The sequence below is a fragment of the Qipengyuania sp. 902 genome, assembly GCF_051195295.1.
Lineage (GTDB): Bacteria > Pseudomonadota > Alphaproteobacteria > Sphingomonadales > Sphingomonadaceae > Qipengyuania.
The window spans coordinates 90,308-108,224 of record NZ_JBNJLJ010000002.1 but is presented as its reverse complement, the minus strand read 5'-3'; the positions used below and the strand labels follow the sequence as shown (position 1 = coordinate 108,224).

Sequence of the window (17,917 nt, the reverse complement as noted above, 5' to 3'; positions counted from 1 at the left end):
GGGGGACTGCATATGGCGCCGACAGGCCAACGGCGCTCGGGCTATTCGCGAAGGGCGCAGTACAATCTCTTCACCGGCTACATCATCGCCGGGATCGGTGCCCTGATCGGTGCCGTGTTGCTGGTGCTGTCCTTCTTCCAGCCCCAGCTGTTCGGCGGGCTGCGAGGCGCGGCGGCCGATGGCGTCTCTCCGGCGACCGAGACTTCCGCCACGGTACGCACGGGCAGCAAGAGCATCTGGGATTCGATCAGCGGATACTACCGCGCGGGGTCCAAGAATGCCGAACTTAAGCGCGAGATAGAGATCGCCCGTATCCGCCTGGCCGAAGCGCAGGCGGTCGAGCAGGAAAACCTTCGCCTGAAGGCGCTTCTGGGCTTGCGGGAAGAAGACGTCGAACCTGTTGCTGTCACACGGCTGGTCGGCTCCACGGCATCAAGCACGCGTCGCTTTGCCTATGTCGGGGCAGGCAGCGACCAGGGTGTCGAGGTCGGCATGCCGATCCGCTCGCCGCGCGGCGTCGTCGGCCGAGTGCTCGAAACCGGCAGCGATAGCGCGCGCATCCTGCTGCTAACCGACACCGAAAGCGTCCTGCCTGTCCGCCGCGCGAGCGATGAGGTCGTGGCGTTCGCCGAGGGGCGCGGCGACGGCCTGCTGCGCATCCGGCTGATTAACCTCGGTATCAATCCGCTCGAAAAAGGCGATCTGTTCGTGACGAGCGGTGCAGGCGGATATTATCGCCCGGGTGCTGCCGTCGCGATCCTGGTCGAAAAGACCGACGATGGCGGTCTCGCCCGCATGGTCAGCGATCCCGCGGCGACCGACTTCGTTTCCATCGACCCGATCTTCGAGCCTGAAGCCGCCCTGGCAGTCGAGACACCGACCGAAACCGAGCTGTCCGACTGATGGAGCGGATCGACCCGCGTGCTCGCAGCGACGCTTACGGCAATCGCATCAATCGCTCGCATTCGACTTTCCTCGCGACGGTCGTGCCGTGGGGATCGATCCTCCTCGCGTCGATCCTGCCGCTGTTCCCGATTGCCTCCGCGCTGCCGCTCCTGCCGCCGCTGGGATTTCTCATGCTGCTCGGGTGGCGGCTCGTGCGCCCCGGTCTTTTGCCGGTGTGGGCCGGCATTCCGCTCGGCCTGTTCGACGACCTTTTTAGCGGCCAGCCCTTCGGCTTTGCGATACTGACTTGGTCGCTCGCCCTGATCGGGATCGAGATCCTCGAAGGTAGGTTGCCGTGGCGCGCCTTCTGGCAGGACTGGTTCACCGCTGGTATAGTCGTAAGCGTCTATCTGATTGTTGGCTGGCTGCTATCCGGCGCCACGCCCAACATCCATTCGCTTATCGCTCTCGTGCCCCAACTCGTGCTGTCCATACTGCTTTTCCCCATTCTCTCGCGCATAGTCGCGCGGCTCGATCGCTTCCGGCTGCATCGCTGGAGAACGATCTGATGGGCTTGCGCAACAGGAACAAGCGGCGCGATATCGTAAGCCAGGTGACGCTGGACAATGCTTTCGACCGCCGTACCTTCACCATCGGCACGGCGATGGGCGGGCTCGGCGTTCTGCTCGCTGCGCGCATGGGCTATATCGCCATTGCCGAGAACGAGAAATACGAACTCGAAAGCGAAAGCAATCGCGTTAATCTGTCGCTGATCCCGCCGCGGCGGGGCTGGCTCCTCGACCGTAACGGCGCCCCACTGGCATCCAACCGTGCCGACTTCCGTGTCGACATTATTCCGGAACGCACGCCCGATCCGGACCGGACGGTCGCGGTCCTTACCGACATACTCGAGCTCGACGAAAACCAGTCCGCCGACGTGCTCAAGCGGATCGAGGACTCGCCCGGCTTCCAGCCCGTCGAAGTCGCCTCCGGCCTCAAATACGACCAGTTCGCCGCTGTCAGCGTGCGCCTGCCCGATTTGCCCGGCGTCGTGCCGCAACGCGGCTTCTCGCGCTTCTATCCGACCGGCCCGTCGGTCGGTCACCTGATCGGCTATGTCGGGCCCGCCAATGCCGAGGAATACGAAGAACAGGACCGCAACCCGCTGCTCATCACCCCCGGCTACAAGATCGGCAAGGACGCGCTCGAGCAGCAGTTCGAGCTGGACCTGCGCGGCGTCCCCGGCGCGCGGCGGGTGGAGGTTACGGCATCAGGCCGGATCGTTCGCGACCTCGAAACGCGCGAAGACGTCCAGGGCGATCCCGTTCGCCTGACCATCGACGGCCCTTTGCAAGACTACGCCGCGCGGCGCATCGGCCTCGAAAGCGGGTCCTGCGTGGTCATGGATTGCGAGACCGGCGACGTCCTCTGCATGTCCTCCATGCCGAGCTTCGATCCGAACAGTTTCTCGCAAGGCATCGGCCGCGTGGAATATGCCATGCTGCGTGATGACGAGCGCGTGCCGCTGCGCAACAAGGTGCTCAAGGGCCTTTATCCGCCAGGCTCGACGGTCAAGCCGATGCACTGCATGGCCTTCCTAGATGCAGGCGTGAAGCCGGAAGAAACCATTATCTGTGGCGGCGGCCGGCGCATCGGCAACCGGTTCTTCAACTGCTGGAGCAATCACGGCTCTGTCGACATGGCAAAGGCCATCTACCAAAGCTGCGACAGCTATTTCTACCATTTCGCGCAGCAGGTCGGCTTCGACCATGTGGCGAGATGGGCGCACAAGATGGGTCTGGGCGAAGAATTTCCCCTTCCCGTCACCAGCCAGTTCTACGGCACCGTGCCCGATCCGGCGTGGAAGAAAAAGAAGTTCGATCAGGAGTGGCAGCCCTACGATACGGTCAACTCGTCCATCGGCCAGGGCTATTATCTCACCAGTCCGCTGCAGCTCGCCGTAATGAGCGCGCGCCTCGCGACCGGCGACAGGGTCATGCCGCGCCTGCGCCTGACCGACGAAAAGCCGCAGTTCGAGCATTTCGACTTTAGCCCCGAGGAGATCGGCTACGTTCGCCAGGCGATGAGCGACACGGTCAACGGACCCGGCACGGCCGGGCGCGCCCGCCTGCCGTTCGATGATATTCTCATGGCCGGGAAAACGGGTACCGCGCAGGTTGTTTCGCTGAGCATCTCGAACGGCAAGACGGGTCCTTGGAAATATCGCGACCACGGCCTGTTCGTGTTCTTCGCACCCTTCGACAAGCCGAAATACGCCGGCGCGGTGGTGATCGAGCACGGAGGCGGTTCGGGCTCTGCCTACCCCATCGCGCGGGACGTGATGACCTTCATGTTCGATCCGGCGAAGGGCATGGAGGCTTTGCGCCCGCTGGAAGAGCAATGGGGCGGCACGGCGCAAGAGCGCCTCAATCAGAAATATCGCGCCTACGCAGCGGCCGCCGGAGAAGCGGTTCCCCCGGTGCCCGAGCGCGACGAGGATATCTTCGACCAGGTCGAGGCTGAAGCGCGCGTGGCGGCTCGCCAACCCGAAGCGATTGCCGAGGAAGCCAGCCCGTCGCGCGTTGATACCCGTTCTGCCGAAGAGGTGTCCGAAGACACCAACTCGGCGAGGCCGACTTCGCCCGGATCGACCACACAGGCCACCCCGGCGGACGATCCCGAGTGAGCGGAATTGTACCCGATCCGATAGCCCGCCAGCCCTGGCGGATGCTCTTCCCGCTGTTCGTCCTGATAGGCTTCGGCGCGCTCGTTCTGTTTTCGGCGGCAGGAGGGTCTTGGGACCCCTATGCCTCCTCGCATGTGATCCGCTTCTTGGTCTTCCTGCCGATGGCTTTCGTCATCAGCATGTTCAGCCGAGAACTGGCGCAATTCTTCGCCTTCCCCGTCTACATCGTGATTATCGTCATGCTGATGGCGGTGGAGGCGATCGGTTTCGTGGGCGGGGGTAGCCAGCGCTGGCTCGATCTGGGCTTCATGCAGTTGCAGCCGTCGGAACTGATGAAACCGGGGCTCGTCCTCGTCCTTGCGCGCTTTTACGCCAACCTCCCCATCGGCTTGATCCCGACCTGGCGATCGGTCGTTCCCGCCGCCGCCCTGATCGGCGCTCCGGTGGCACTGGTGCTGCTGCAGCCCGACCTAGGCACATCACTCGCTTTGGCTTTCGGCGGTGCAGTCGTAATGTTCGTTGCAGGCCTGCCCCTACGCTGGTTCCTCGCTGCCGGAGCAGCCGCTGCGGTACTCGCGCCGGTCGCCTTCTTCTTCGGACTCCAGCCCTATCAGCAGCGCCGCGTCTTCACCTTCCTCGACCCCGAGAGCGATCCGCTGGGCGATGGCTATCACATCACGCAGTCCAAGATCGCCATTGGCTCGGGCGGGCTGGGCGGCAAGGGCTTCAACGAGGGGTCGCAGAGCCACCTCAATTATTTGCCCGAACCGCAAACCGATTTCATCTTCTCGACCATGGCTGAGGAGTGGGGCTTCATAGGCGGTCTCGTAGTGATCGGCGCCTTTGCGATGATTCTGGGCTGGGGCCTGAAAACCGCGCGCGAAAGTCAGGACCGCTTCGGAAAATTGCTGGCCACAGGAATGACGGCGACGATCTTCTTCTACGTCGCGATCAATCTGATGATGGTCATGGGTCTAGCGCCTGTGGTGGGTATTCCCCTACCCTTCATGAGCCACGGCGGCAGCTCGATGATGACGAATATGATCTGCATCGGATCGCTGATGATGGTCGCCCGCTGGAACCGCCGCGCCCCTCGCACCGGCCTCATCTCTTGAACGCACCTCGGGCGACCGGAAAAAGCCCTTTTAATCCCGAGCAAGCCAGCTATATGAGCGCCTCTCCGATTCGGGGCGCCCATCCACGGGCGAGCGGCAAGCCGCAGTGTGGACGCATAGCTCAGTTGGTAGAGCAGCTGACTCTTAATCAGCGGGTCCTAGGTTCGAGCCCTAGTGCGTCCACCACTTTCTCTTTAATTTCATCGCGCGACTTTTGCTGGCACAGTCGGAATGTGCCACGTCCGGTATGCAATGTGATTACGTTGTTTGACATCACATTATGATGTGATAGTCGGTCGGGCCATGAACACCATCGACAAAGTTCGTTCGCTCGTCTCGCAGGGTTTGATGACCCGTGCCGGCCTCGCCCGCGCAGCCGGGTTGCATGCCAATACCCTGCGCGATTGCACCGAGGATGGGTGGAACCCCACCGCTGATACGCTCGCCAAACTCGAGGCTTTTCTCGAAGCGAACGACGAAACGCCGGTCATCGTCGGGGCCGAGGAAATCATCAACGAAGCCCGCAATGGCCGGATGTACATTCTCGTCGATGACGAGGATCGCGAGAACGAGGGCGATCTCATCATCCCCGCCCAGATGGCGACTCCCGATGCGATCAATTTCATGGCTACCCACGGCCGCGGACTCATCTGCCTCTCGCTCGACCGCAAGCGGGTCGAGGCGCTCGGTCTCGAACCGATGAGCCGCGACAATCGTGAAAGCATGCAGACAGCTTTCACCACGTCGATCGAGGCCAAGACCGGAGTCACCACCGGCATCAGCGCCGCAGACCGCGCGCGTACCGTGTCGGTCGCCATTGATGCGAACAAGGGGCCGGAGGATATCGTTACCCCGGGCCACGTCTTCCCCCTCGCCGCGCGTGACGGCGGGGTACTGGTGCGCGCCGGTCATACCGAAGCGGCAGTCGATATCTCGCGCCTTGCGGGTCTCAATCCGGCGGGTGTCATCTGCGAGATCATGAATGAGGACGGCACAATGGCCCGCCTCGACGACCTCGTCAGTTTCGCGCGCAAGCACGAGATGAAGATCGGCACGATCCGCGACCTGATCGAATATCGCATGCGCAACGACCACCTCGTCGAGCGCGTCGCCGAAGACACTTTCGAATCCGACTATGGCGGCGCATGGCGCATGATGACCTATCGCAACACGGTCGACGGCAGCGAGAGCTATGTCCTGCAGAAGGGCGAAGTGAAGCCCGGCGAACCCACCCTCGCCCGCGTCCATCCGATCTCGATCTTCGACGACGTGCTCGGCAAGCCGGGGGCGCGCAAGCGCACCTTGCAGCGGGCGATGCAGGCAGTCGGCGATCATGGCTCGGGCGTGATCGTGATCATCACCGGCCGTCCGGCGAGCGGCTATGGCGAGAGCGAGGCCGAGCGCAATGTCGGTATCGGCTCCCAGATCCTCGCTGACCTCGGCATCGAGGACATGATCCTGCTCAGCAATTCGCAACCCAATGTCGTGGCGATCGAAGGCTATGGCCTCAACATCGTCGACCACCGTCCCATTCCGGAGTGATTCCATGGCCAAGTTCCTGATCGTCGAAGCGCGTTTCTACGACCATCTCAACGACATGCTGATCGATGGCGCCCGTGAGACGCTTGCATCGCAGGGTCACGAGGCCGAAGTGCTCACCGTGCCCGGCGCGCTGGAAGTGCCCGGCGCAATCTCGATGGCTGCAGACAGCGGCCTTTATGACGGCTTCGTCGCCATCGGTGTCGTGATCCGCGGCGAGACCTATCATTTCGAGATCGTCGCGGGCGAAAGTGCGCGCGGGATCATGGCGCTGACCATGGACGGCGTTGCGATCGGCAACGGCATTTTGACGGTCGAGAACGAGGAGCAGGCACTGGTGCGCGCCGATCCGAAGCAGAAGAACAAGGGCGGCGAAGCGGCGCAGGCTGCGCTGGCACTGCTCGACTTGCAGGGGCGCTTCGCCCGCTGAGCAAATGCTCGAAGTCGCCGCCCTGATGATGATCGCGTCCGGCGCGATCCATGCGGTGGTGAACGCTGTTCTAAAATCGGGCGACAACAAACTCGCAAGCCGGGCGCTGATCGATCTGAGCGGCGGCTTGCTGGTGCTGCCGGCAATCTTTTTCTTCCCGCCGCCGCATGGCGCGTGGGGCTGGCTGCTGGGATCGCTGATCGTCCACGCCGTCTACTTCCTCGCGCTGGTGCGCGCGTTCGAAGTGGCGGACATGAGCGCGACCTATCCCGTCATGCGGGGCACCGCGCCGGTTTTCGCGGCCTTCGGTGCGGTAGTGTTCCTGGGCGACGCGATTACTCTCCCGGTCGCAATCGGTATGGGACTGGTCACGAGCGGGATCCTTCTCAGCGCGATAGGGCGCAACTTGACGCGGGAGGCGCTGGGCTATTCGCTGCTTACCGGCCTTGCCGTCGCGACCTACACCGTACTCGATGCGGGCGGCGTCCGGAATGCGCCGACGCCCTTCTCCTACATCGCATGGGCTTTCTTCGTGCTGGGAGCTGTGATCGGCGGGGCCATTGGAGCTTGGCGTGGCAGCGCCTTCATCGACTACACTCGCCGCAACTGGAAGAGCTGCGTCGCAGCCGGAGCGGCGGGCGTCGCCAGCTATGGCCTTGCAATGCTTGCCTATTCGGTCGGCGAATTGCCGCGTCTCGCGCCTTTGCGGGAGAGCTCGATCCTGTTCGCGCTGCTCATCGCAACGCTGTTTCTCGGCGAGCGGCCGGACCGGCTCAAGATCGCCGGCGGGATCGTCATCTTCAGCGGCGTTTTTGTGCTTTTGCTCTCTCGCTAGCTCGCGCCATCGAGAAATTCACCAAGGCCGAGCGGTGAGAACGGCCCGATGATGAGCTGCTCGAACACGCCAATACCTTCCTCGCCCGCGCTGCCGGTAACGCGCATCGGCATTTGCACATGGAGGTTCTGGGGCTCTAGCGGATCGAGCTGATCCAGCTCGATATCCTCGCGTTCTACCTTGAGCGGCCCGTGATGGAGACCGTGCCCCCAATCGGGATCGGTGTACCCCAGCCCCCGCATCTGGAAGCGCGACAGCGGTTCGAGCGTCACCTGCTCCGGCGCGCCGGGCACGGCCAGCGACAGCGTTCCTCCGGTCGGCCAGCGAGTGCCGGGCGCGATCCGCGTCCGCATGCTGCCGTGGCCTTCGCGAATGTCGCTGGCCGTCGCACCGTCCGGAGCCCAGGCCGCACGCGTGTTCCAGGCACGGCCATGCTCGTCATTGTTGACGTGGAAGAACAGACTGCCGCCCGCAAAATTGATCGGTGTCCATTGCCAGAAGAAGCCGGGCATCGGGGCGCCGGGCATGGGCTGCGGATCGCGGGCGCCGATAGGCCGCACGCCCCAACTGCGGTCGCGTGTGCCGGCTGTGCCCCCGGCCAGCTCGCGCCGGTCGCCATCGGCAGAGATCCAGCCCTCGTAATGGCCGTTCTGCGTCATGCGCGTGTAGTCCATGAAGGCACGCGGGCCGATGCGATGCGTGAAGCGCGGCTCCTCGATCGCGAAGGCGCGGCTGGTGAACGTTAGATCTGCCGAAATGCCTTCGCACTCATCAACGATCAGGCGCAGCTTGTGCAGCGGCTCGATCACCTCGACGCGGATCGGCCCGACAATCAGATCCATCCGCTCCATGTTCAACTCGCGGCTCGCATGGATGCAGTGCTGCACCCCGTCGCGAACGACGTTGAAATGCGCATCCATCACGTCGAGATGCGGATAAACGCCCAGCGCCAGGGCGAAAAAACCGCTGCCGTCGGGAGCATAGCCGTTGAAGAAATACCGGTCGTAGAAATTCCGGTCGGTGCCTGAATAGGCGACTGGTTCGGGCGTCTGGTGGATCGGATATTCATCGCCGCGTGACAGGACCATTAACTTACCTCTTTCAATGCAGCCAGAGAGTCGCGGGCCAGCGCCAGCGAACACGCGCCGCGCGCCATGGACAGGAAATTCGCGTCGCCACGCTCGGTGCGCTGGACGAAAGCGGCGCTGAAGACGGCGGTAGAGACACCGTGGAGAATACCGCGCCGGTAATCGTCCTCGATCCCGTCGCGGCTCAGCGTTATGCCCCGCTTGGCCATCTCGGCCAGCCAGAGGTCGAGCAAGTCTTCTTCATGCTCTCGCCACAGGGCCTCGCCGATGCCGCAGCCCAAGAAATAACCGACGTCGGTCATGGCCTTGCCGACGGTCACGGTCTGCCAGTCCAGCACGGCAATCGGCTCCGCCCCCCCCCTTATGTCGAACAGCATATTGTCGAGGCGGAAATCGCCGTGGACGATGCATTGCCGGTCGGGATCGCTGCGAAAGTAGACCGGCGCCAGATCGGCCAGTTCCTCGCACAAGGCCATGAAGTCCGGCTCGAGTTGGTCGGCATATCGCTCGCGGAAAACGGCCTGGGCCTGCGGATACATCGCGGCGACGGTCGCACCGAGTTCGGGAGGAGGCTGGATCCATTCCGCTTCGAGAAGCTCGGTATTGTTCCAGCTCGGCGCATGAATCGCGGCGGCCTGAACGATCGCGTCGCGTGCCCTCTCTATTCCGCAACCGGCAATCTGGTTGCCCTGCTCCGCCGGGCCGAGGTCCTCGAACAGAAGGAGGAATTCGCTTCCTTCGTCATTGACCTCGGCATAGTGCACCTGGGGCACGCGCACGGCGAGATGCGGAGCGGTGTTGCGATAGAACTCGACCTCTTTGCGATAGAGGCCGAAGGATGTGGCCGTCGCCTTGCTGGCCTCGTCTTCCGCGCTGAACTTACCGGCCAGCGTGAAGGTGCCGCGCTGCCCTTCGCAATGGAACCGCACACTGTCGCCGACCTGACCCGTGCCGATGGGCTCCCAGCGCACACCGTCCATCCGCGCGCCAAGCACGTCGCCGAGCCAGCTGGCTGTTACCTCGTCCGGGTGTGCCGGAAATCGTCCCAAGCTCCTCTCCCACAAAGAGCAAGGGCAGACGCTAACGCAGAGGACTTAGGCTGGCAATCGTTTAGCCGGATGGCGCGTCAGGACCCGATCCTGCCGAAACAGCCAGCACCGGCATAGACTGCGCTATCGCCCAGCTCTTCCTCGATCCGGATGAGCTGGTTGTATTTCGCAAGCCGGTCCGACCGGGCTAGCGAGCCCGTCTTGATCTGTCCGCAATTGGTCGCAACTGCGAGGTCGGCGATGGTCGCATCCTCTGTTTCGCCCGAGCGGTGCGACATGACGGCCGTGTACCCGGCGCGATTGGCGATGCTGACCGCGTCCAGCGTTTCGGACAGCGTGCCGATCTGATTGACCTTGACCAAGAGCGAATTGGCCAGACCACGCTCGATCCCGTCGGAGAGGCGCGTCGGGTTGGTCACAAAAAGATCATCCCCGACCAGCTGGACCGAACCGCCGATCAAATCGGTCAGCGCTTTCCAGCCTTCGAAATCGTCTTCGCCCATGCCATCCTCGATCGAGCGGATGGGATAGTCGGCGCACAGTTTGGCAAGATATTCGGCCATCTCATCGCCCGAAAGAGAGAGGTTCTCGCCCGAAATCTCGTATTTCCCGTCGCGATAGAATTCGGTCGATGCGCAATCGAGCGCCAGTGCCATCTGCTCGCCCGGGGTGAAGCCAGCCTGTTCGATCGACGCCATGATGAAGTCGAGTGCATCGCGTGTGCTGGCAAGATCGGGCGCGAACCCGCCTTCGTCACCTACCGAGGTTGCCAGGCCTTTCTCGTGCAGTTTCTTCTTGAGCGTGTGAAACACTTCCGCGCCCCAGCGCACCGCCTCTGCCAGGCTGTCGGCGCCGACCGGCATGATCATGAATTCCTGGATATCGATCGGATTGTCGGCATGCTCGCCGCCGTTGATGATATTCATCATCGGCACCGGCAGGACATGCGCAGAAACACCGCCGATATAGCTGTAGAGCGGCAGGCCGCGCGCATTGGCCGCAGCCTTGGCGACCGCCATGCTCGTGCCGAGGATCGCGTTCGCTCCGATGCGGCCCTTGTTGTCCGTCCCGTCGAGCGCGATCATGGCAGCATCGATGTCGCGCTGGTCTTCCGCATCGAGGCCCAGGATCGCTTCGGCGATCTCGGTATTGGCAGCGTCGACCGCCTTCATCACACCCTTGCCAAGGTACCGGTCCTTGTCGCCGTCGCGCAACTCCACAGCTTCGTGCGCACCTGTCGAGGCACCGCTCGGCACGGCTGCCCGGCCAAAGCTGCCGTCTTCCAGGAGAATATCGACCTCGACCGTAGGATTGCCCCGCGAGTCGAGAATTTCGCGGGCGTGGAGGTCGATGATGGCGGTCATGGGAAGAGGCACTCCGGGCTGAGGTGTTGCAATTCACTAATACACCCCCAGATGGGGACAGGCACGCGCTCTATTCGCCGGAACATCGGCGCGCAAGTTGCGTTGCACAATTGAACCCCTTCGCATCAGGAGCGTTGGGGGCATGAAAACAATTGAGGGCAAGGACGACAGCAATGGCCGATACAGACGGAACCGGCGCACCGAAAAAGCGCAAGATACCCGCCAAGAAGAAATCCACTGCCGCCAAGCCGCGCAAGACCGTGGCGAAGACGCCCGCAGCCAAGGAGACCACCCCCGTGACCAACACCGCGATCGACACTGCCGAAACGACCAACAACAACCGCGCCGAAGCCAAGTCGCGCTTCAATGCCGCGCTTGAAGAAGCCAAGGCCGGCGCAGCCGCGCTGAAAGCGGAAGGCAAGGATCGTGCAACCGCCTACCGCACGCGGGCCAAGGGCAAGGGCGACGATTGGGTGGCCGAAGCCAAAGCCTATGGCGACGATGCCAAGGTCAAGGGCCGCGAACTTGCAACCGAAGGCAAGGTCAAGGCCAGCGAAGGGATGCGTTCGCTCAGCCGGATAGTCAACGACAACGCCTATCAGGTCGACGAGAAGCTCGGCGCGAAATATGGCGATTATGCTCGCACAGCATCGAAGTCGCTCGACGATTACGCTGCCAAGCTCGATCAGAAGAGCGTTGACGACCTCGTCGACGACGGCCGCGAATTCGTTCGCCGCAGCCCCGGCAAGGCACTGGGTATTGCCGCAGTCGCTGGGTTCTTCCTTTCGCGCCTGTTTGGCGGTCGCCGTTGATCGACGTATCAGGGGGTCTGCGATGAGGGATGACGAAGTAGAGCGCGGGACCGAGAGCTATCTCGGTCCGCTCGACGTGCCGGATGATCACGAACCTGCCGATGAAGAGCGGGGATCCGGCGAAGCGTCTTTGATAGACGATGTCACGGCATTGTTATCCGATGGCAAGACTTACGCCGAAGCCGAACTGGCATTCCAGAAAAGCCGCGCAGGCTACACTGCAAACAGGGCCAAGGGCGCCATCGCCTTTGGCCTTGCTGCGTTCGGCGTGTTCCACCTCGCCCTGATCGCGGGAGCTGTCGGTCTCGTCATTGCACTCGTCCCGCTGATCGGCCCGTGGGGCGCGACAGCTGTCGTGACGCTCGCCCTTATCGTGGTGGGCGTCGTGTTTCTGCGCATGCTGAAGGGCCGTATCGACGATATTCGGGATGCTTTCTCGGAGGGCGCAGAAGAATGACTCGCCGTGAACGAATGCTCGAAGATCGCTATCTCCGCGATTCCGCCAGAGCCTTGGTTGAGGCCGATGTCGAGCATGTGAAAACAGACCTCGCGCGCAAAGGACTGGCGGCCCGCACCCTGGATACCGTCAAGCACGGTGCTATCGATCTTTACGAAGAAGCAGTGGACGCTGCCGAAGACAATAAGGGTGCGCTTGCTGCGCTGGTCGCTGCGGTCGTCGTCTGGTTTGCTCGCAATCCGTTGCTCGACCTGTTCGGCCTCGGCGAAGGCGACGATGCGAGCGAGGATGAGGCTGAACCGGCGGAACAATGAACCCTGCGCAGCCGTTGGATAAACGAACACCAATTCGGAGATTTTCATGGCTGAGACAGCAGAAACCAACAACGTCACGCCGATCAGTGCGGACAGCAAGCTGACCGACGAACAAAAGCGCGAGCAGCTGCGCGCGAAGATCGAAGCCGGTGAAAGGCGCAATGCCGAGCGAAGCTTTGCCGACCAGGCGAAGGACGTCGCCGACAGCGCAGTCGAGTTTACCAAGAAGCATCCGTTTGCCGTGGTCGGAGGCGCGATCGCCATCGGTCTCGCAATCGGTGCAATGACCCGCCCGGGCCGCAGGCTTGGCCGTCGCGGTGGCGCACTTGCCACCCTCGCACTCGATAGCGTGCTGGCTTACGGCGCGCGCGCAATTGACGGTGCAGCGAATGCCGCGGAATACGCCGGCGACCGCTTCGAAGACTTCGGTGACAGCGCCGCTACCACTGCACGCGGACTACGTCGCGATGCGGCCTACCGGATGGACGTCGCCAGCGATGCGCTGCGCGCAAATTCGCGCAAAGCGAAGCGTGCCGGATCGCGTGGTGCCCGTTCGCTGAAGACCCGTTTCGGTTACTGATACCACTCATTGCTAACAGAAGCGGCGCGACGGGCTTGCCTGTCGCGCCGCTTTCGTTATTGGGCCGGGGCACTCTCCCTCCCCAATCGAGAAAGCCATCCCATGGAAGAAACCGAAGCCAAGCAAACGCTCTACCTTGTCATGGGTGGTCGCGTCACCGACCCGCGCTCTGCAACTTTTGCCGATCCGGAAAGCATCCATGTGGCCGGCGTGTTCAGCAATTACGACGCGGCGGTCGACGCCTGGCGTGCCAATGCCCAGCGCACGGTCGACGATGCGGAAATGAAATACGTCGTCGTGCACCTTCACAAGCTGCTCGATCCCGGCGCCTGATCCTCAGTGGGTGGCTTATGCGATCCGCCTTTATCGCGATGAGGATGCCGAGGCGGTCGCGGCGGTGTGCGCGGCAGCCATTGAGGCGATCGGCCCGCGCGCCTATTCGGCCGAGCAGGTAGCCTGGCGCTCACGCCATCCCGGCCCGCAGCGATATCGTGACGTCGTAGCCGACGGCGCGCAAATCTTGATTGCAGCCGACGATGACAATCGGCCCGTCGCCTATGCGCTACTGGAGCGCGACGGGCACCTCGACCACCTCTATTGCCATCCCGACCACACGAGGCGCGGTCTCGCGGACCTGCTTCTCGCCGAAGCGGAGGTCATGGCACGCGAATGTGGCGCGCAGCGGCTATACACGGAAGCGAGCGACCTTGCTCGACCCGCCTTCGAACGGACTGGCTACGAGGTCATGCACAAGCGAGAGTTCGCAATCGACGGCGTGCCCATCCACAACTGGGCGATGGAAAAACCGCTGTCCTGACAGCGCCTCTGCACGTCGATCAGATGAACTCGATCTTCTCGATCAGGTAGAACTTGTCGCCCGACGGCACGGTCACCTCGACCTCGTCGTCGACCTGCTTGCCGATCAGCGCGCGGGCGATCGGCGAATTGTAGCTGATCCGACCTTTGGACGCATCGGCTTCCGTCTGGCCGACGATCTGGTACTTGATCGGCTTGTCGTCCTCGTCGAGCAGCGTCACGGTCGCGCCGAAGATCACCTTGTCGCCCGACAGGGTCGAGGGATCGATGATCTGCGCGCGGCTGGCCTTGTCTTCAAGCTCGGCGATCTGCGCCTCGACCTGGCCCTGGCGCTCCTTGGCCGCGTGATATTCCGCGTTCTCCGAAAGGTCGCCATGCGCGCGCGCTTCCTCGATCGCGTCGACGATCAGCGGGCGTTCTGCACGCAGCGTCTTGAGATCGGCAGTGATCTTTTCGTAGCCTTCGGCCAGCATCGGCACCTTTTCCATGGCGCGCGTCCTTCCTGTTCTCCCCTCCCCTGTTCGGACAATTCGACCCCGGCCCGCCGTTCTGCGGGGCCGATCGGGTTCGAATGTCGGGAGGAAATCGCGTTAATCCGTCAGCTATAATAGTCTTGCAGCGAACGCACTTCAAGCTGCTCCGGTGAAACCTCCGCAATCGCGCGCGCAGCGGCGAGGCTGGCGGCGGCGGTGGTGTAATACGGCAGCTTCTTTTCCAGCGCGGCTTCGCGGATCGACTGGCTGTCGAGCAGCGATTGCCAGCCTTCGGTGGTGTTGAAGATCAGCGCCACCTCACCGTCGATGATCGCATCGACGATATGCGGACGCCCTTCCGCCACCTTGTTGACCTGTTCAACATCCAGATCTTGGCTTGCGAGGAAGCGATGCGTGCCGCCGGTGGCGATCACGCGGAAGCCCCTGTCGAGCAGCGTCTTCACCGCAGGCAGGATCACTTCCTTGTCGCTATCCTTGACCGAGACAAACAGCGTGCCCTCGCGCGGCGGGATCATGCCTGCGCCCAGCTGCGATTTGAGGAAGGCCGCGGGGAAGTCTGTGTCGATGCCCATCACTTCGCCGGTCGACTTCATTTCCGGGCTGAGCACAGGGTCGGCGCCCGGGAAGCGCGCGAAGGGGAAGACGGCTTCCTTCACCGCCATATGCTTTGGGCGGATATCGAAAGGCTCGAATTCGTGCAGCCCCTCGCCCGCCATGACGCGCGCGGCGATTTTGGCGATCGGGCGGCCGATGGCCTTGGCGACGAAGGGCACCGTGCGGCTCGCACGCGGATTCACCTCGATGAGATAGACCTCACCGTCCTTCACTGCGAACTGGACGTTCATCAGGCCGCGCACCTGCAAGGCCTTGGCCAGCGCTTCGGCCTGTCGCTCCATTTCGGTGACGATCTCGTCGGGCAGGCTGTAGGGCGGGATGGTGCAGGCGCTATCGCCCGAATGGACGCCGGCCTCCTCGATGTGCTGCATCACGCCTGCAATGCGGACCTCGAAGCCATCGGCGACTACGTCGACATCGCATTCGATCGCATCGCGTAGGTATTGGTCGACCAGTACCGGGCTGTCGCCGGAGACGTTCACCGCCGTGGCGATATAGTCATCGAGCTGCGCTTCGCTGTCGACGATCTCCATCGCGCGGCCGCCGAGCACGTAGCTGGGGCGCAGCAGTACTGGGTAGCCGATGCGGGCGGCAACCGCAGCGGCCTCGTCGCGGCTGCGGGCGATGCCGTTGTCGGGCTGCATCAGCTTGAGCTTGTTGATCAGCTTGGCAAACCGCTCGCGGTCCTCGGCTAGGTCGATCGCGTCGGGGCTGGTGCCGAGTATCGGGATGCCCTCCCGCTCCAGCGCATTGGCGAGCTTGAGCGGGGTCTGCCCGCCGAACTGCACGATCACGCCGACGACTTCGCCCTTCGACATCTCGACGCGCAGAATCTCGAGCACGTCTTCCTCCGTGAGCGGCTCGAAATAGAGCCGGTCGGACGTGTCGTAATCGGTGGAAACGGTTTCCGGGTTGCAGTTGACCATGATGGTCTCGAACCCGGCCTCGGCCAGCGCGAAACACGCATGGACGCAGCAATAGTCGAACTCGATGCCCTGCCCGATCCGGTTCGGGCCGCCGCCAAGGATGACGATCTTCTTGCGGTCGCTTGGGTCCGCCTCGTCCTCCGGCTCGCCGAATGTCGGGGCCTCGTAGGTCGAGTACATGTAGGGCGTGACCGCCTCGAATTCGGCGGCGCAGCTGTCGATCCGCTTGAAGACGGGATGCACGCCGAGCTTCTGGCGCAGCTGGCGCACCTCTTCCTCGCTCGTCGCCCCGGCCATGGCGCGCAGGGCATCGTGAAGCAGGCCCGAACTCTTCGCCCGCGTTTCACCGAGTCCGCCGGCAACGCCGACCGAGCGCACGGCCAGCGTAGCGAGGCGTTTGTCCGAAAAGCCCATCGCTTTCAGGCGCCGCAATTCGTCCGCATCGTTCGGCAGGCCATTGTGGCCGATCATCTTCTCTTCGTAGATGATCGCCTCGATCTGGCGCAGGAACCACGGGTCGAAGCCGGTGATCTGGGCGATTTCCTCGACCGTGAACTCTTCGCGGAAGGCCTGCGCGATCTTGAGGATGCGGTCGGGGCGGCGCTGGCTGAGCGCAGCGGTAATCTTCTCTTTCGAGACGCCTTCCAGCTCGGGCACGCGGTTGAACCCGTCGAGCCCGGTTTCGAGGCCACGCAGCGCCTTCTGCAGCGATTCCGCAAAGCAGCGGCCGATCGCCATCACCTCGCCGACCGACTTCATCGCGGTCGAGAGGTCCGGCTTCGATCCCTTGAACTTCTCGAAAGCGAAGCGCGGGATCTTGGTCACGACATAGTCGATGGTCGGCTCGAAACTCGCGGGCGTTGCACCAGTGATCTCGTTCTGGATCTCGTCCAGCGTATAGCCGACCGCCAGCTTCGCCGCGACGCGCGCGATGGGGAAGCCGGTGGCTTTTGAGGCCAGCGCCGAGGAGCGCGAGACGCGCGGGTTCATCTCGATCACGATCAGGCGGCCATCTTTTGGATTGACTGCGAACTGTACGTTCGAACCGCCTGTTTCCACACCGATTTCGCGCAGCACGTTGATGCTGGCGGTGCGCATGATCTGGTATTCCTTGTCGGTCAGCGTCAGCGCTGGCGCGACGGTGATGGAATCGCCTGTATGCACGCCCATCGGATCGACATTTTCGATCGCGCAGATGATGATGCAATTGTCCTTGGCATCGCGCACCACCTCCATCTCGAACTCCTTCCACCCGAGGAGCGATTCCTCGATCAGGACTTCGGTGGTGGGCGAGGCGTCGAGGCCGTCGCGCACGATCTTCTCGAACTCGGCCTTGTTGTAGGCGATGCCGCCGCCGGTGCCGCCGAGCGTGAAGCTGGGACGGATGATGGCGGGCAGGCCGGTACGTTCGAGCACGGCATAGGCCTCGTCCACCGTATGCGCCACGCCGCTACGCGCGCTTTCTAAGCCGATCTTGTCCATCGCCTCGCGGAAGCGCTGGCGGTTCTCGGCCTTGTCGATGGCGTCCGCCTTGGCACCGATCATCTCGACGCCGAATTTCTCCAGCACGCCCATCTCGTCTAGCTTGAGCGCGCAGTTCAGCGCCGTCTGCCCGCCCATCGTGGGCAGCACAGCATCGGGCCGCTCTTTCTCGATGATCTTGGCGACGACCTCGGGCGTGATCGGCTCGATATAGGTCGCCCCGTCCGGACCTCCGCCTTCGCCCGCGACCATTTCCGGATCGGTCATGATCGTGGCGGGGTTGGAATTGACCAGGATGACCCGGTAGCCCTCCTCCTTCAGCGCCTTGATCGCCTGCGTGCCGGAATAGTCGAACTCGCAGGCCTGGCCGATAATGATCGGGCCAGCGCCGATGACGAGGATCGAAGAGATGTCAGTGCGTTTGGGCATT

The 17,917-nt window shown here is 63.0% G+C and carries 18 protein-coding genes and 1 tRNA gene; 14 read left to right on the top strand and 5 right to left on the bottom strand.

Annotated elements, in window-relative coordinates:
• The first annotated feature begins 12 nt into the window (after nucleotides 1–12).
• From mreC to ACSH0F_RS05570, 8 genes are all read left to right on the top strand, one after another.
• Entirely contained in the window at nucleotides 13–903 is an 891-nt protein-coding gene (gene mreC / locus ACSH0F_RS05605; protein WP_435200768.1) for a rod shape-determining protein MreC, read from the top strand.
• Entirely contained in the window at nucleotides 903–1,454 is a 552-nt protein-coding gene (gene mreD, locus ACSH0F_RS05600; protein WP_278328729.1) for a rod shape-determining protein MreD, read from the top strand. Before mreC ends, mreD begins: the two co-directional genes overlap by 1 nt.
• Nucleotides 1,454–3,571: a penicillin-binding protein 2 gene (mrdA, locus tag ACSH0F_RS05595; protein WP_435200766.1), complete on the top strand. Its 2,118-nt coding sequence runs from the start codon at nucleotides 1,454–1,456 to the stop codon at nucleotides 3,569–3,571. The genes mreD and mrdA overlap by 1 nt, the downstream gene beginning before the upstream one ends.
• Before the next feature lie 41 nt (nucleotides 3,572–3,612).
• Nucleotides 3,613–4,686: a rod shape-determining protein RodA gene (gene rodA / locus ACSH0F_RS05590; protein WP_435202162.1), complete on the top strand. Its 1,074-nt coding sequence runs from the start codon at nucleotides 3,613–3,615 to the stop codon at nucleotides 4,684–4,686.
• Between the two features lie 110 nt (nucleotides 4,687–4,796).
• Nucleotides 4,797–4,872 (top strand) — tRNA-Lys (locus ACSH0F_RS05585).
• Nucleotides 4,873–4,989: 117 nt separating this feature from the next.
• Nucleotides 4,990–6,228, top strand: a complete 1,239-nt coding sequence (ribB, locus tag ACSH0F_RS05580) for a 3,4-dihydroxy-2-butanone-4-phosphate synthase (RefSeq protein ID WP_435200764.1) — start codon at nucleotides 4,990–4,992, stop codon at nucleotides 6,226–6,228.
• 4 nt (nucleotides 6,229–6,232) lie between these two features.
• Nucleotides 6,233–6,655, top strand: a complete 423-nt coding sequence (gene ribH / locus ACSH0F_RS05575; RefSeq protein ID WP_435200762.1) for a 6,7-dimethyl-8-ribityllumazine synthase — start codon at nucleotides 6,233–6,235, stop codon at nucleotides 6,653–6,655.
• 4 nt (nucleotides 6,656–6,659) lie between these two features.
• On the top strand, nucleotides 6,660–7,490 hold the full coding sequence (locus ACSH0F_RS05570) for an EamA family transporter (RefSeq protein ID WP_435200760.1): 831 nt from the start codon (nucleotides 6,660–6,662) through the stop codon (nucleotides 7,488–7,490).
• Here the strand turns inward: ACSH0F_RS05570 and ACSH0F_RS05565 are convergent.
• From ACSH0F_RS05565 to eno, 3 genes are all read right to left on the bottom strand, one after another.
• Nucleotides 7,487–8,578, bottom strand: coding sequence for a hypothetical protein (locus ACSH0F_RS05565; RefSeq protein WP_435200758.1), 1,092 nt, complete (start codon nucleotides 8,576–8,578; stop codon nucleotides 7,487–7,489). The two genes, ACSH0F_RS05570 and ACSH0F_RS05565, sit on opposite strands and share 4 nt — an antisense overlap.
• A complete protein-coding gene (locus ACSH0F_RS05560) occupies nucleotides 8,578–9,627 on the bottom strand; it encodes a phosphotransferase (protein WP_435200756.1) in 1,050 nt (349 codons plus the stop codon). The genes ACSH0F_RS05565 and ACSH0F_RS05560 overlap by 1 nt, the downstream gene beginning before the upstream one ends.
• Nucleotides 9,628–9,704: 77 nt before the next feature.
• Complete coding sequence (gene eno / locus ACSH0F_RS05555; protein WP_435200754.1) at nucleotides 9,705–10,991, bottom strand: phosphopyruvate hydratase; 1,287 nt, start codon at nucleotides 10,989–10,991, stop codon at nucleotides 9,705–9,707.
• A gap of 173 nt (nucleotides 10,992–11,164) precedes the next feature.
• Between eno and ACSH0F_RS05550 the strand changes: the two genes are divergently transcribed.
• The 6 genes from ACSH0F_RS05550 to ACSH0F_RS05525 all read left to right on the top strand — a co-directional run bounded on the left by ACSH0F_RS05550 (nucleotide 11,165) and on the right by ACSH0F_RS05525 (nucleotide 13,971).
• Complete coding sequence (locus ACSH0F_RS05550) at nucleotides 11,165–11,803, top strand: hypothetical protein (protein WP_435200752.1); 639 nt, start codon at nucleotides 11,165–11,167, stop codon at nucleotides 11,801–11,803.
• Nucleotides 11,804–11,825: 22 nt separating this feature from the next.
• Nucleotides 11,826–12,260 (top strand): phage holin family protein, encoded by a 435-nt coding sequence (locus tag ACSH0F_RS05545; RefSeq protein ID WP_435200750.1) that lies wholly within the window; start codon nucleotides 11,826–11,828, stop codon nucleotides 12,258–12,260.
• Nucleotides 12,257–12,574 (top strand): hypothetical protein, encoded by a 318-nt coding sequence (locus ACSH0F_RS05540; protein ID WP_435200748.1) that lies wholly within the window; start codon nucleotides 12,257–12,259, stop codon nucleotides 12,572–12,574. Before ACSH0F_RS05545 ends, ACSH0F_RS05540 begins: the two co-directional genes overlap by 4 nt.
• Nucleotides 12,575–12,620: 46 nt before the next feature.
• Complete coding sequence (locus ACSH0F_RS05535) at nucleotides 12,621–13,154, top strand: hypothetical protein (protein WP_435200746.1); 534 nt, start codon at nucleotides 12,621–12,623, stop codon at nucleotides 13,152–13,154.
• A 102-nt stretch (nucleotides 13,155–13,256) separates the two neighbouring features.
• Nucleotides 13,257–13,487, top strand: coding sequence for a DUF4170 domain-containing protein (locus ACSH0F_RS05530; RefSeq protein ID WP_278328742.1), 231 nt, complete (start codon nucleotides 13,257–13,259; stop codon nucleotides 13,485–13,487).
• 10 nt (nucleotides 13,488–13,497) lie between these two features.
• A complete protein-coding gene (locus ACSH0F_RS05525; protein WP_435200744.1) occupies nucleotides 13,498–13,971 on the top strand; it encodes a GNAT family N-acetyltransferase in 474 nt (157 codons plus the stop codon).
• 19 nt (nucleotides 13,972–13,990) lie between these two features.
• Here ACSH0F_RS05525 and greA read toward each other — a convergent pair whose 3' ends face one another.
• Complete coding sequence (gene greA / locus ACSH0F_RS05520; protein ID WP_278328744.1) at nucleotides 13,991–14,458, bottom strand: transcription elongation factor GreA; 468 nt, start codon at nucleotides 14,456–14,458, stop codon at nucleotides 13,991–13,993.
• 110 nt (nucleotides 14,459–14,568) lie between these two features.
• Complete coding sequence (carB, locus tag ACSH0F_RS05515) at nucleotides 14,569–17,916, bottom strand: carbamoyl-phosphate synthase large subunit (RefSeq protein ID WP_435200741.1); 3,348 nt, start codon at nucleotides 17,914–17,916, stop codon at nucleotides 14,569–14,571.
• Between the last annotated feature and the right edge of the window lies 1 nt (nucleotide 17,917).